This window comes from Paenibacillus larvae subsp. larvae (assembly GCF_002003265.1).
Lineage (GTDB): Bacteria > Bacillota > Bacilli > Paenibacillales > NBRC-103111 > Paenibacillus_H > Paenibacillus_H larvae.
On the sequence record NZ_CP019687.1, the window covers coordinates 2,602,569 to 2,616,923 of the forward strand.

Sequence of the window (14,355 nt, forward strand, 5' to 3'; positions counted from 1 at the left end):
AGATCTTATCCTTTCTCCCACAATAAATTGAAACAATCAAGTAATGAGCCGTCTGTCATATTCGCAGTTGCCCGAAGATCCTCAAGACTTCCCTGGGCAACGATGGTCCCATTCGAGATCAGGATAAATCTATCACATATTTTTTCAGCTGTATCTAATACATGGGTTGACATCAGGATCGCCGCTCCCCTCTCCTGCTCTTCTTTCAAAAATCGTAACAGAAGGCTGGTAGCATGAGGATCCAACCCAATAAAAGGCTCATCAATTAAATATAAGTCTGCTTTAACCAGTAATGCGGCAATGATCATACTTTTTTGCTGCATTCCTTTTGAAAAACTCGCAGGTAATTGATGGACGACAGCTTCCATCCGGAAATCCTGGAGCAGCCTGGAAACCCGTTCCTGCCATTCGGTTACCAAATAAGCCTTTGCAATATATTCCAAGTGTTCCCATAATGTCAGACCTTCATAGAATATCGGATGTTCGGGTATATAGGTGTAGGTTTTGTTTGTTTCAATCTGGATCAATCCTTCATATTCTTCTAAAAAGCCTAATATCAGCTTCATCGTCGTACTCTTGCCGGCACCGTTCGCCCCGATTAACCCTACAAACTCCCCCTGCTTCACATGAAAATCAATATCGTGGACAGCCGTTTCCTTACCGATGTAACCAGCTCTTCGAATCTGAACAGATAAAATACTCAATGGACTTCCCCTTCCTTAATAAATCAAACGCAAAGCTTCATAAGGTTGGACCAGATAAAATACGACCCCGTTATGTACTAATCTTTTGGAGGTCCTCCTTAACAGATGTATAATTTGCCCTTTGTTAAGCTTTTGTCGGCGCTTCTCCAACGCCTGCGATTGAATCAAGCCAATAATCCCCGACATTTTGGCAGCAGCCAGACTGGTTCCGGTCATAAACTCATACCCTTGGTCGAATTTCACCGCTTTACTTTGCGGGGTTTGATCCAATTGAGCGGGATATGTAACGACACACATCGACCTGAAGTCAGGCTTTCTTTCCTTTTTCCATGATGGCCCGAAGTCTCCGGCCGGTACAGCATAGTTATTGCCGGAATTATAATTGGAATAATCGGCCAACATGCCTTCTTTGTTCGTCGCTGCGACTGAAATAACATGCGATAGCCCTCCAGGCACATGACAGTATTCACTTTTTTTAGAGAGAAACATGCCATGTGTCCCCATGGAACCCACAACGATAATTCCTTTCGATGCTGCTTTCCTGATGATTTGGTTGTATTCCCTGATTAGACCTGCATCAGATTCGCCAATTGTTGACTTATAGGAGCCTAAGCTTAAATTAATAATATCATTCCGGTCATCGATGGCCAGATCTATGGCTTTAATCACGTCAGAGGAGTGTCCGCTATTATTGGTTTGAATGATTTTATAGGGCACAATTCCTAAACCTGGTCCAATGCCGAGAAGCTTGCCTCTGGCAGCAATCGCCCCTGCCATCATCGTGCCATGTCCCGAGAGATCCACGGTTGCAGGCATATCATCAATAAAAGATTTTCCTTCTGATACGATGCTATGAGCCAAATCCGGATGATTTCGATCGACACCGCTGTCAATAATGGCGATCTTTATCTCTTTACTGCCAGGCTGTATGTTATAGGTACAACCTTGACGTGTAAGCAGTTTCATAGCCCAGGACCATCTATGGTAATACTCCGCCTGTTGAATCATTTCGTTAAGATAATTCATGACTCGTTTTCACTCGCCATTTGGGACTTCCGTTTCATATCCTGCAATTCGATCAAATGCAGATGGTAAGCTATAATACCAAGACCGACACGAGTGGAAACATCCAGCTTCTGCTTCAGGTTCGATATAATTTCACCGACTCTGCGTCTGCTGATAAACAGTTGGTGGGCAATCTCTTTGTCGTTGTACCCGCATGCTAGTAGACATAATAATTTGGTCTCCCGTTCACTTAGCTTTTCAAACAAAGCTGTAGTATACATAACACTCATCCCCTAAGGCCCGCCTTTTATCTAGTAAAATTGTTAATATAAACCATTACATATTGTATAATAATTATTATTTAAATGTAAAGTATTATATTTAGTTTCCATTAGCAGTTTCTTAACTGTACTTGATCCGATTCCATCTTGGGAGTGTAAGATTTGTTATCATCATGAGTTATGGAGTCGCTTGCTCTCGACTCCTCACGCATGGAAAACGTTTGGCAAAAAACGCGTGGAACTGTCACAAGCTGACGAACACACCGCCTTGCAAGAAGGGGATATCATCAATCTGGATGATACCCGTGGCCCATCCCTATACCAAGACGCTACCATTTCTCTCCTGGCTCTATGATCACTCTGCCAAAACCTATGTATGGGCCATGAATCTGGTTGTCCTTCAGGCAATTTTGCAGACGGGACTTGGCCACGGAAGCATCACTACAACAATGAACATTTATGTAAACGTTCTTCGAACTGCGGATCAGACAGCTACTGATAAATTCGAATTCTTTTTTTATCTGATGCTGCACAAGGACAATAACAAAGACGCACAGGTATTACCTGGCGTCTTTGTTTATTTAGGGTAGAGACCCGACCTATTTTTACATCAATATTACATCAAGCCTGTTTTCCGACTTCTGTATCACTAACTAATATTTTCAATTTGTGTACATTAAAAAACTCAATAAACATAATAGTTTTACTGAACTGTACCATCCTTCACCAACAAAGCCACCGATTCTACGCGAACGGTATGCGGGAACGTTTTTCACTTAATTACATACGAATTTAATCCAAAAAACCTTGATTTATAGATCTCTTGTCTATACGTAGATACATAAAATAAATATGAGAAAAGATAAAAAAATTTAGGAGGAAACGAAACGCTACTTTCTCTAAGCCTGTCACTAGTAGTTTCCTCCCTCTTGAGCAGAGACAAAGCTGTCTTTCCATTATCCATCTCGGCTTGTAAAGGAGTCCCATATTCCAAAAGCAGGCCGACCAAATCTTCATTGTCCTCATGATAAATGGTTCGAGGTCAAAAATTCCGGTTTCCTAATTCCTTGGGGGAATAAATAAAGGAGGAAATATTGTTTTCATAAAACTACATAAAACTACTAATTTCGACATAATTTTTAACCGATAAATATATTACATCATTTTATTTAGTTGGAGGGGAGATTAAGACATTGAATACAAAACGAACATGGAGATACTCTATCAAAATCAAGCTGATCATTGCTTTTATGATGATCTCATTAATCCCGGTGATTACCATATCAATAATTACGCAAAACATCACCAAGAACAATACCGAGAACATAGAATTGGAGAATATGTCGAATATAACCAAAATTACTGCTCAGAATGTAGATGACTGGTTTCAAAAACGTATTTCCCTTGTTGAAGAAACGATCAAGAAGCATCCGGAATTTAAAAAGGGCGACAAGGATCAGATTCTCTCTATTTTAAATACAATTAGTGGAATTGATAATGAAGTGGAATCATACTCATATACAGATACAAATGGAGTAAATACCACAGTTGCCGGACAAGTGACCGATATCAACGACCGGAACTATTATAAAAAGGTAAAGGAAACTAGAAAGCCTGCTGTCAATGACTTTCAGTTCAATAAACATACAGGCTCTCCCAGTGTGGTCATTGCGGTACCTTTAATGGACGGGGACGAACTTATCGGAACCATTCAGAGTAGGGTCAATACGAGTACCCTCATGAACCTGGTGAAAGATATTAAAATAAGAGAAAGCTGTTTCGGTTATTTGCTGTCCGCAAATGGGGTCTTTGTTACCCATAATGACAAAGAATATGTCGGGAAAAATATATCTGAGATCCTGAAACCGGCAGCACTGAAATATTATCAGGACGAAGTATTAAAGCAAGATCATGGTTATGGAAAGTACCTTTCCTCAAAGAATTCGGGCCGTCTTATATCTTACCATACCATACCGACAGCCAACTGGAAAATGGTCATTTACGCTCACGAAGACGAGGTCTTTGCTCCGGTCAATAAGATGACAAAGACTACTACCCTGCTTATAATTATTGTGGGTGCCCTGATTCTTCTTATCTCTATAGTAATGGGACGCTTTGCCGTAAAACCGCTGCTTAGCCTTTCTGCCACGATTAATCGGGCAGCTCAGGGTGATCTGACACCACGTCTTCAGGTGAAAACCAAGGATGAGGTTGGACAGATCGCGAAAGACTTGAATCAGATACTGGGTGCCATGAGCCAGATAATCGGACAAGTCCATCAAGCCTCAGAACAAGTTGCCGCTTCTTCGGAGGAATTGACGGCTATTTCCGTAGATTCCGTTGAAGCTCATAGACATGTAACAAAGGCCATCGAACAGGTGATGCAAGGCTCAGAGACCAAGGTGCAAAGTGTCGAACAAAGCTCAACCGCAATGGAAGAAATGGCCGGAGGCATACAGCGGATTGCAGAGTCTTCTTCTACCATTTCCGATTCGATGGTCCGGACCGCTCAGGAAACGAAACGCGGCAATGAGGCGGTTCAGAAGGCTGTAGGCCAAATGAGGTCCATTCACCAGTCCGTTGAGACTACTTCTTCGGAACTGTATACTCTTGGTGAGCACACCCAGCAGATTGACGAGATTATAACGGCAATCACAGCCATTGCGGAACAAACGCAACTGCTCTCGCTCAATGCTTCTATTGAGGCAGCCAGAGCCGGTGAAGCAGGCCGGGGCTTTGCCGTTGTCGCAGAGGAAGTAAAGAAACTGGCTGAACAGTCGGCGACTTCCGCGCAACATATTGCCGGATTGGTCGGACAGATCCAATCCGCTACGAAAAAAGCCATTACTACGATGAACCAGGGCGTATCCGAGGTGGAGAAAGGTTCTTCTTTGATCGACACGGCAGGAGCTGTATTTGAGAAAATTTCCGCAGCAGTGGAGGTCATCTCAGATCAGGTACGTGAAGTATCGGCGGCTACCGAGCAAATGTCGGCAAGTTCGGAGGAAGTCAGCGCAACCTTGCAGGAAGTGGTGCAAATCTCGCAAAATTCCTTCGGCAGTGCCCAATCTATTTCAGCGGCTTCTGAAGAACAACTTGCTTCCATGGAAGAGATCTCCGCATCAAGCCGTGCCTTAAGCGAGATGGCCCAAGAACTTCAGGAAACCTTAACCAAATTTAAAGCCTGAAATTTAGCTGGACAATAAAGATAGTTGCTCTAGTTCATCTAAAAATACGGCCCCAGTGACGATGTAAAATGTACCCTATAGAGTAGACACTTAAAAAAAGTCTACCTATGGGGTACTTTTTTGTATAATTAAGAAATAAAACAAGAGAAATACAACATGGAGACGGAGAATGTCACAAGAACAAAGAAAGCGAAAAGATGAAAAGGATGAGACAGTGAAGGAGATAATCTTAAAAGCCTTCCTTTTCAAGGGCCGCAAGAAAGGGGCACGTCAAATCAAAATGACTTTGTCGGGTCAATTTAATGTTGTCTATAATTTAAAACCGGTTAAACTCCCTAATTGTGGACACTGACCTCTTATTCAATTGATTTTATAAAATTTCTCCAAATTGCGATTTATTCTGGAGTTTCATACCTTTATTGTCTTTGGCTCCACAGCTTTTTTCCTGACCGCATCCATGTATTCGTAAGGCGACATGTCGTAGATGCTACCGTGGATGCGATTGTGGTTGTAGTTATGAATAAAGCCGTTAACGATTTCATACGCCTGCTTATAACTTTCAAATTCGTGACGCTGATAACACTCTATCTCTAGAATGGCATGAAAAGACTCGATATGAGCATTCTTGTTAGGAGTCTTCGGCGGTATACGTTCGTGGACAATTTCGAAGCGCTCACAGGCCTGTGCAAATCGATGGCTGATGAATTGCGGTCCATTGTCTGAGCGGATTACTGGTTTATTTGCTTTGTCAAAGAGCTGGCGCTTCATCAGTGCCTCTTGTGTAATTTGAACAAGATCCCTGGACTCGCAGGACAATCCATGGTGATACGTGATAATCACTCGATCAAACACATCTATGATGCTCATCAGGAAGAAGAAGCGGTGTTCACCTGCCTTAGGATGTCTACATTTTATCTGGCGCTAACGGACGCAATACATTCATTTGCTTGCATAAGCGATATACTTTTTTCTTGTTGATCACGAGTCTATGCTGGCGCCTCAAGACTTTCGTCAGCTTACGGTATCCATAAGCCGATGTGTACTCGTCGGCCAGCAGTTCCATGATCCATTCACAAATCTGTTCATCGCTAACCGGCTTTCCATCTTGTGTACATGAATAACCAGGCGCAGCACGAGAGAAATGCAATTCCCCTGCTGAATATACTTTTGGGCAATAGCTATTTTATCCGCAAGTGTGGGTTCGTTTTTTTTACTAGGTCGCGGAGGATTTCCCTCTCTAAGCATATAGCTTCTTAAGCTTTTCATGCTCTTTCGCAAGAGTCGCATAGTCAGCAGCCGTTTCGGTCTGCCCCCAGTACTTTCGCTCAAAAATGAGAAAAAGTCTGACCCTTCCTCAAATCCGTACTCACACATTCTTGGAAACCAGTCTTTATAAGCTGTCTTTACTTCCAAGGCTTCATGTAAATCACGACCGAGTACGGTTGGTCGTTGATTTTCATAGTTGATTTTTACTAATTCGTCCATACGAATTACCTCCTGCAATATAGTCAGAGAGGAAACCCTTCTACCTAATAGCCACAGGAGGTAATGATTGTTGAGGATTTTGAAAAAATTTATTTAATCTTTTTGATAAAACTGACACTCATAGCCATCAGCACTAAGTAACAGGCCATTTGCCCAGCTTGGTGTCCTAGCCATCTGTTCACAGATAGCAGAAAATGACATCCTCATATCCGCCTCGATGATAATTTCATCGTGTACATGAGCCACAATGGAACAATTCTTTAATGTCTGCATGGCATGATACAAAATGTCACGACTGATTGCATGAACAATATTCTCTACAAATTTTGGGCCATAGCTTTCGATTCTTTCCCATTTCTTCGTCCCACCGACACCTTCGTAAGTAACCGACTCACCGCCGAACACGTTCTCTCCCATACGAGGTTTTACATAGGCAAGCCGTCTGCCAGAAGGAAGGACAATAAAGAGCATCCCACTTTGATATATAAATTTAATACCGTGTGTCTCTGTGGGAGTTTTTTGCTTAACACAAACTTTTACTGCACGGTCAACATCCCACCATAGTTTTGTGATGTTGGAATTAGACTGTCTCCAAGCAGTTACAAGCGGTTGCAGTTCCTCTTCTTCAATTCCCATCTCCAAAGCGCCCATTGATTTTAATGCTCCAACAGATCCTCCGTAACCCAGGGCTAATTCAGCAATTTTTCCTTTCTGACGAAGATGGCCATTCACACCATGCTTTTCAACTGCTACATTAAACATCTGAGAGGCACTGGCACAGTAAATGTCACCGCCATTTTGAAAGAGCGTTCTCCATTTCTAAATACTCGTTCCGTGCTTCTAATTCTTTGATCCGAAGCTTGAGTCGTTCATGATCATCCAACTCTTCCGCAGGCTTGTTACGACCGCGATTGTCCTTGAGGGCTTCCTCACCGCCAGATTTATATTTACGAACCCATGCGTACACCTGTGAATAAGAAACATCATATTTCTCCATGGATTTCTGATAATCCAGATCGTTTGCGATCGTATACTGTGCAATTTCAATGCGTTCTTCGAAAGTGGTTTTACGTCCTTTGTTCATACGAGATAGTCCAATTCCTTTACGAGTAGATTTTATTTCTACCCCATTAGTATACTTGGAGATCATCTCGTCAAAACACTTTTACTAGAAATATGATACTTCTTTGTCGCCTCTCGTATAGAATGACTACCGGATAATACATCTCTGATTGCAGCCAGCTGCAGATCCTCTGAGTAAGCTTTACATCCTCTGGATTCCTTTAATCCGTCAAGACCATCTGCTTTATACTTCCTTACCCAATCTGTTACCGTGTTTTTGTCTATTCCCAGCTGTTTCGCCTCATAACTTGGGTTTGTCTCATTCTGAAGACATCGCTTTACGACACGTAGCTTTACCTCTAAAGAAGTTGGACTCCTTTTGGACATTGTAAAAACTCCCATCATTGTAGAGTAGATGTTTTTGTTTTTTCTACTGTCTACTATGAGGGGAGCATATCAGAGAGCAGTATCCAAGTGGTCTATTTTGTAACTAACTCCGAGGAAGCATTCCGTGAAATGACTGCTGAAGTAAAAGTAAATAACTCATATCAATTATATCGCGATTATATCGATAACTTTGTGTTAGGAAGCAGGAGGGATTCATAAATGAGAGATATATTATTTCTTTTTCAGGAGAAGGCACTTTCTGAGCTACATGATAAAATCAACAAGGCGCATTTAATGTGGAGTGAACGCGACCCACAGATAATTTCCTTTTCTGCGCCTACGGGTTCAGGAAAAACGATAATTATGACAACACTTTTTGAAGATATATTATATGGGAGTGCGGACAACATTGGAGAGCCAGATTCTATTTTCATTTGGCTATCCGATTCACCTGAGCTTAACGAGCAAACAAGGTTGAAAATTGAAAGTAAATCCGATAAAATCCGCGTCCGTGATTTAGTGACAATAGATTCAACCTTCAATGCAGAGTATTTTGAGGGTGGCTGCATTTACTTTTTGAACACTCAAAAACTTGGCTCAGATAAACTACTGACAGGTATATCTGATAAGCGTCAGTATTCTATCTGGGAAACTCTCACTAACACTGCTAAACGTAATCCAAAAAAGTTTTATGTAGTGATTGATGAGGCACATAGAGGTACCTATACATCAGTTCAAGCAGAAAACAAGGCACAATCCATAATGCAAAAATTTATTAAAGGCAGCAAAGAAGATGGCCTTTGCGTTATGCCTCTAGTTATCGGTGTAACCGCAACACCCCAGAGATTTGATAACTTGATTGCCGGAACGACATCAACGGTTCAAAAAGTTATCGTTCCACCAGAGCAAGTACGTGAGTCTGGTCTTCTAAAGGATAGAATCATCATTCATTACCCAGATATTCAACTAAGTGCCGATATGACCATGTTTAAAGGAGCGGTAGATAATTGGCGCAAGAAATGTGATCACTGGGAGTCTTACTGTGAGCGTGAAGGCGAAAAAATGGTAAACCCTATACTTGTTATTCAAGTTGAAGATGGAAATGATCGTATAGCAACCCAAACCGATTTGGGAGCTTGCATCGATTTACTAGAAGAAACGCTGGGACGCATGATTCGTACCCCTTTGGCAAGAAGGATTTCTTCCGATGCTGAGCTTAATAGTGTCAGCCTATTCCTTCCATATTTTGATGAAGAAACAGTAAAGAACGTTGTTAATGCTCTACGTGACAGTGAAGCGATTATGCCGACAGAAACAGGAACTAATAAGGAGCTTGTTACACTCGGACGGAACTTAGAATATTCTGATGTTTTTGATGCGATGGATAATCTCATCACCTATCAAATAGATTCAGCCCGTAAGCAGGCGCCACTTAAATTGTTAATACAGATTTCTCGTGCATTGACCATGGACGGTATTGACTTGGAAGCCCAGAAGACTGTCAAAAACGCAGTTCTATCAAAAATGGATGAGGAGATTTCACGGATAAAAGAAAGTGGAGACTTTGACACCCGAGGAGCGTCAATTACTGGTTTTGCTCTTGGCACACTGATATTTGAGTATGGAGACAATGCCTATTCCTTTGATGAGGCAACCCAGACTATGACCGTATCAGAATTTGATATTTCACGACATTTTGAACAAGCCGGTAGATTGTTGGGAGAAGGATTACACAAGGAATATTGGATTCGCCATAGTACCCGTGATCATATCGATGTAAAAAAAGAAATTATCGTTCTTACAAATGATACCGACGCAATGGAGAGGATAAATGACTATGCAGAGAAAGAATTCATTACACTGTACGAAAACAACAAGCGATCCATTGCTAGACTTAACGAGGCACGAAAGAATGTCTATGAAAGATTAACTAATGCTTCTGCACAACCGATATCTGTACCATGGATATTACCAGATTCAATCGATTTTTCTGTACCAGATAATAGCATGAAATTTGAGCAGCACCTTTATTGTTCTGAGGATGGCACATTTGAAACATCATTGAACCCATGGGAAAGCGGAGTTGTTACAGAAGAGCTCAACAATGGTGCTGTATGCTGGTTACGTAATCTTGACCGCAAAAAGTGGTCACTTGAAATCCCTTACGAAATCAGCGGTGTCACCACTTCTATGTTCCCGGATTTAGTGGTTGTTAGATCTGATGCACAAGGTTATGTTTTTGATATTCTAGAACCACACGATCCCAGCCGCAAAGACAATTACCCTAAGGTAGTGGGTTTAGCAAAATTCGCAGAGAAGCATTGGGATATATTTGGCAGGATTCAGCTTATCCGACTAAAAAAAGGTGTAGATGGTCGTGAACATTTCTATCGACTGGATATGGGAAAAACAACGATTAGGAATAAAGTTCGTGGCATTACATCAAACGAGGAACTTGATAGAATTTTCGATACAGATGCTGTACGAGAAGACTAAATAATACATCTATCCTGTCTCCTCAACCTCAGTAAAAAATCTAATCTGTCAACTCAACCCTATCGCTTTCAGGGTAGTTGATATGTTTCCTCGAAGAATAAAAAAAAGGGTTTCCCGACATTAGCGTCCTCGGCAAAGTTGCCGAGAGAAAAATGCAATGTCAGGAAATCCTTTATTTATCAGCATTTGTGTAGCCTTTATTTCTCAACCCTTGACATCAATACAACACACTCAACATGCACCGTATGCGGGAACATGTCCACCGGCTGCACCTCCACGGTGCGGTAACCGCCGTCCTCCAGCACGCGGAGGTCGCGGGCCAGTGTCGATGCGTTGCACGACACATACACCACCCGTTCCGGGCGGAGCCGGAGGATCGTGTCCAGCAGAACCGCGTCGCAGCCTTTGCGCGGCGGGTCCACCACGATCACGTCCGGGCGTACGCCCGCCCGCTGCCAGCCGGGAAGGACCTCCTCGGCCTTCCCGGCAGCGAACTCCGCGTTGCTGACTCCGTTCAGCTCCGCGTTGCGCTTCGCATCTTCGATCGCCTCCGGCACGATCTCGACGCCGTATACCTTCCTGGCATGTTTCGCCAGGAACAGGGAGATCGTACCGATGCCGCAATAAGCGTCCACCACGGTCTCTTTGCCGATTAGCCCGGCGTATTCCAGTGTCTTCCTGTACAGCACTTCCGTTTGAACGGGATTGACCTGATAGAACGAGCGCGGCGAGATGGCAAACTTCACGTCGCCGATATAATCATAGATGACTTCACGGCCCCACAGGACCTTGGTCTCATCCCCAAAAATCACGTTCGTACGGGCCATATTGATGTTCTGGCAGATGCTTTGCACGGCAGGCAGCTTCTCGCGTATTGCGGTTATCCATTGCTCTGCGTGAGGAATCCGCTTCCCGTTTGTCACCAGCACAATCATTAGCTCTCCCGTACGGAAACCATACTTGACCACCACATGGCGGAGCAATCCGGTGTGATTCGTTTCGTTATAGGCGTTTATGCCTAAATGGGTTCCGGTCTCCTTCACTATCCGGACCACATCATCATTTTGCTCATGCTGGATAAGGCATGTCTCCATATCAATGATACGGTGGCTGCCCTGGGCGTAGAAGCCGCCGATCAAACCGCCTTCTTCCTCACCAAAAGGAACCTGCGATTTGTTGCGGTATCGCCAAGGCTCGGACATACCCAGAGTAGGGTGCACGGTTACACCTTCACCATCCCAAACTCGAGCGATTCTAGTAACCCGCTTATCTTCTGTTTCTCCATGTTTGTTTTGAAGTCCGATATTTTCGGCTTTCCCAGCATTCCCGGCGTTTCCGTCATTCCCGGCTTCCACAACGTTCCCAGCATTTCCATCATTCCAGGCATCCCCGTCCATCCTTGCTCCATCCATCACCCGCAGCTTTCCAATCCGCTCCAGGTTGTCCACGACAAGCTGCCGCTTTACCTTAAGCTGCCCGTCGTAGCTGAGATGCTGGAGTTGGCAGCCGCCGCATTGATGATAGATAGCACAAGGGGGCTGTACACGGCCGGGGCTGGGCTCAAGTACACGAAGCAGCTTGGCGTAACCAAACTGCTTTTTGACTTTAAGTACCTTTACCTCGGCTTTTTCACCGGGAAGTACTCCACGGATAAAAAGGGTAAAGCCGTTCACACGGCCTACCCCTTCCCCGTCGTGGCCGATGCCTATTACTTCCGCGGTATAGATGCCGTTCTTCTCCACCGGAAGCTCTTGCTTGGCCGCGCTTATATGTGATTTTGCAGGACGTGTACGGTCCTGGAATTTCCGCGGGCGGGATGCCCGGCCGCCGGACCGTTGGTTCGGTTTCATTGTCTTCTACGCACTCCTAGTTGTTTTAGTTGTTTCGTATATGTGGACTTACCCGATTCATCGACAAAAATTTTCAGATGAGACTGAAGATTTGTAATCACGGCGGGAAGCGTACCGCCCAGTTCACCGTCCAGGTTGAGCTGCACATAATCCGGCGATGTGATCTCGAGCTCCCTGGTCTGGAAGTAGACAATGTTCGGGTCCGCCAGATGATCGCCCCGCAGAGCCAGGGTGGCAATGCGGATAAATTCTGAGAGGTTGCATTTTTTCAGAACAATCACATCGAACAGACCATCGTTTAGACTGGCGTCAGCCGCAAGCTTCTCGAATCCGCCTACCGAGTTGCTGTTCGTGATCAGGAACAACATGACATCTTCCTGAATCGTAATCTCTTCACAACGAAGGTCCAGATGGATCGGCTTCAGACGCGGCAGCTTTTCCAGCCCTTTCACATAATAAGCGAGCTGCCCCAGCACTGTCTTCAGCTTGCTTGGGACTTCATAGGTCAGTTCCGTAAAAGAACCGCCGGCTGCAATATTAATATAGTAACGGTCATTCACCTTACCCACATCAATGTCTCTGGTAAACTGTTCTGTAATAATATCACAAGCCTGCTCCAAATTCTTCGGAATTCCAAGGGCACGGGCAAAATCGTTCGTTGTCCCGAGCGGCAAAATGCCGAGCGGAGGCCGCTCAGGTTTTCCGCATAAGCCGTTGATTACCTCATAAAGAGTACCGTCTCCCCCGGCTGCGATCACCACATCAAACCCGCGGTCTACTGCTTCTGCTGCAGCCTTTGTGGCATCTCCTTCACCGGTTGTGGCATGTGTGGAAGTTTCCAGCCCTCCTTCTTCCAGGCGCCTCAGTACCTCGGCCAGTCTTCGTTTCATTTCCTCCCTGCCGGAGGTTGGATTATAGATGAGTCTTGCTCTTTTGGTCATTCCCTGATCACCTTTACCCGTTATATTAAAAATCCGGACCTGTTCATACAGGAACCGATCGAATTTATATCCAGAAGCATATTGCAATAAATGAGAGATACACGTAGCTGAGAATATTATTTATTTTTAAATAGCATTCTTAAACAGCACTATATCTGTGATCGAAAATGTTCCGATTCGTCTATAAAAGGTTCAATTTGCCGCTCAATCCAGCGGGATAGGAAGGGGCTAGGCAGTAGAGCTTTACCGTTATACCGGTAGGATAGTCCCTCTAATCTTTCGGGAATCACAGTCCCTGTGAAATAACCTTCACTCAAAAAAAGCGGCGCGATCAGCACCGCATGATCCGGACAGTCACGCTGCCAGCAGATTACCTTCTTCCTAACTTCTTCCGGAAGCAAAAGAGCATAGTCAACTACGACAAAGCCGCCGACCTTCTTAACCCTTTCCGCCAGAAGCTTCATTCCTTGTCTCCAGCGTTCTTCGAAGCCCGGTTCATCACTGCCGTGAGCAACCAGAATTACAATCTCCTTTTCCGGTTCATCGGACAATTCACCCATCCGTTCGACCAGAAGCTCTGCTATTTGGGGATCGTCATCGATGGGCCGGGTTATGCGAACAGAAGCTTCTCGTCCAAAAGGTACCAGGTCCGTTGGTCTCTCCGGCTCTGCCTTGATACCGAGTGCATAGCCGATCTCATCCAGATGCGTACTTCCTGAAGACACGAAAAAAGGGACAGCGATGATCTCCGTCACACCCTGTCTCTCCAGCTCTTTGATGCCATCCTGTATGGTTCTTCCTTCCACTATTTCCAAAAAAGCCGAAAAAATCGGCACTCCAGGCGGTACCTGAACAGCCCGCACCGCTTCGTCCACAAGGAGGACCCATTTAAGGCTCCGGAAACCATGGCTGATCACCAGAATACCCTGCTGCCTCATACCTGTCCCTCCACCTGT

Annotated in this window: 14 protein-coding genes and 2 pseudogenes; 4 read left to right on the forward strand and 12 right to left on the reverse strand. The window is 44.3% G+C overall.

All coding sequences use genetic code 11. The annotated features are described in order from the left end of the window. Positions 1-5: 5 nt before the first annotated feature. The 3 genes from BXP28_RS13505 to BXP28_RS13515 are packed head-to-tail and all read right to left on the reverse strand — an operon-like array spanning position 6 to position 1,999. Positions 6-704, reverse strand: coding sequence for an ABC transporter ATP-binding protein (locus tag BXP28_RS13505; RefSeq protein WP_023484496.1), 699 nt, complete (start codon positions 702-704; stop codon positions 6-8). 15 nt (positions 705-719) lie between these two features. Next, positions 720-1,730: a S8 family peptidase gene (locus BXP28_RS13510; RefSeq protein ID WP_023484497.1), complete on the reverse strand. Its 1,011-nt coding sequence runs from the start codon at positions 1,728-1,730 to the stop codon at positions 720-722. Beyond that, positions 1,727-1,999 (reverse strand): response regulator transcription factor, encoded by a 273-nt coding sequence (locus BXP28_RS13515; protein WP_023484498.1) that lies wholly within the window; start codon positions 1,997-1,999, stop codon positions 1,727-1,729. The genes BXP28_RS13510 and BXP28_RS13515 overlap by 4 nt, the downstream gene beginning before the upstream one ends. A gap of 296 nt (positions 2,000-2,295) precedes the next feature. On the opposite strand from BXP28_RS13515, the gene BXP28_RS13520 reads away from it, so the two are divergent. The 3 genes and pseudogenes from BXP28_RS13520 to BXP28_RS25610 all read left to right on the forward strand — a co-directional run. Further along, the gene (locus BXP28_RS13520; RefSeq protein WP_144029518.1) at positions 2,296-2,580 is read left to right on the forward strand and encodes a hypothetical protein; all 285 of its coding nucleotides are present in this window, start codon (positions 2,296-2,298) and stop codon (positions 2,578-2,580) included. A gap of 603 nt (positions 2,581-3,183) precedes the next feature. Next, positions 3,184-5,178, forward strand: coding sequence for a methyl-accepting chemotaxis protein (locus tag BXP28_RS13525; RefSeq protein ID WP_257125639.1), 1,995 nt, complete (start codon positions 3,184-3,186; stop codon positions 5,176-5,178). A gap of 172 nt (positions 5,179-5,350) precedes the next feature. Beyond that, a pseudogene (locus BXP28_RS25610) lies at positions 5,351-5,509 on the forward strand (IS3 family transposase); the annotation flags it as partial. A 77-nt stretch (positions 5,510-5,586) separates the two neighbouring features. Here the strand turns inward: BXP28_RS25610 and BXP28_RS13535 are convergent. From BXP28_RS13535 to BXP28_RS13560, 6 genes and pseudogenes are all read right to left on the reverse strand, one after another. Further along, complete coding sequence (locus tag BXP28_RS13535) at positions 5,587-6,045, reverse strand: integrase core domain-containing protein (protein WP_077585091.1); 459 nt, start codon at positions 6,043-6,045, stop codon at positions 5,587-5,589. Positions 6,046-6,082: 37 nt separating this feature from the next. Then, positions 6,083-6,241, reverse strand: a complete 159-nt coding sequence (locus BXP28_RS25185) for a helix-turn-helix domain-containing protein (RefSeq protein WP_077585092.1) — start codon at positions 6,239-6,241, stop codon at positions 6,083-6,085. A gap of 275 nt (positions 6,242-6,516) precedes the next feature. After that, positions 6,517-6,663: pseudogene (locus BXP28_RS22835) on the reverse strand (antA/AntB antirepressor family protein); the annotation flags it as partial. Positions 6,664-6,756: 93 nt separating this feature from the next. Further along, on the reverse strand, positions 6,757-7,425 hold the full coding sequence (locus BXP28_RS13550) for a DNA polymerase family A protein (protein ID WP_023483064.1): 669 nt from the start codon (positions 7,423-7,425) through the stop codon (positions 6,757-6,759). 25 nt (positions 7,426-7,450) lie between these two features. Beyond that, complete coding sequence (locus BXP28_RS13555) at positions 7,451-7,813, reverse strand: helix-turn-helix domain-containing protein (protein WP_077585093.1); 363 nt, start codon at positions 7,811-7,813, stop codon at positions 7,451-7,453. Continuing rightward, positions 7,810-8,112: a helix-turn-helix domain-containing protein gene (locus BXP28_RS13560; protein WP_158225750.1), complete on the reverse strand. Its 303-nt coding sequence runs from the start codon at positions 8,110-8,112 to the stop codon at positions 7,810-7,812. Before BXP28_RS13560 ends, BXP28_RS13555 begins: the two co-directional genes overlap by 4 nt. A gap of 219 nt (positions 8,113-8,331) precedes the next feature. On the opposite strand from BXP28_RS13560, the gene BXP28_RS13565 reads away from it, so the two are divergent. After that, on the forward strand, positions 8,332-10,608 hold the full coding sequence (locus BXP28_RS13565) for a DEAD/DEAH box helicase family protein (protein ID WP_023485260.1): 2,277 nt from the start codon (positions 8,332-8,334) through the stop codon (positions 10,606-10,608). Positions 10,609-10,805: 197 nt separating this feature from the next. Here the strand turns inward: BXP28_RS13565 and rlmD are convergent, their stop codons facing one another. The 3 genes from rlmD to BXP28_RS13580 form a co-directional block, all read right to left on the reverse strand. After that, a complete protein-coding gene (gene rlmD / locus BXP28_RS13570) occupies positions 10,806-12,458 on the reverse strand; it encodes a 23S rRNA (uracil(1939)-C(5))-methyltransferase RlmD (RefSeq protein ID WP_023485261.1) in 1,653 nt (550 codons plus the stop codon). Continuing rightward, positions 12,455-13,399, reverse strand: coding sequence for a diacylglycerol kinase (locus BXP28_RS13575; RefSeq protein WP_023485262.1), 945 nt, complete (start codon positions 13,397-13,399; stop codon positions 12,455-12,457). Before BXP28_RS13575 ends, rlmD begins: the two co-directional genes overlap by 4 nt. A gap of 149 nt (positions 13,400-13,548) precedes the next feature. Next, positions 13,549-14,337 (reverse strand): sirohydrochlorin chelatase, encoded by a 789-nt coding sequence (locus BXP28_RS13580; RefSeq protein WP_023485263.1) that lies wholly within the window; start codon positions 14,335-14,337, stop codon positions 13,549-13,551. Positions 14,338-14,355: the final 18 nt, after the last annotated feature.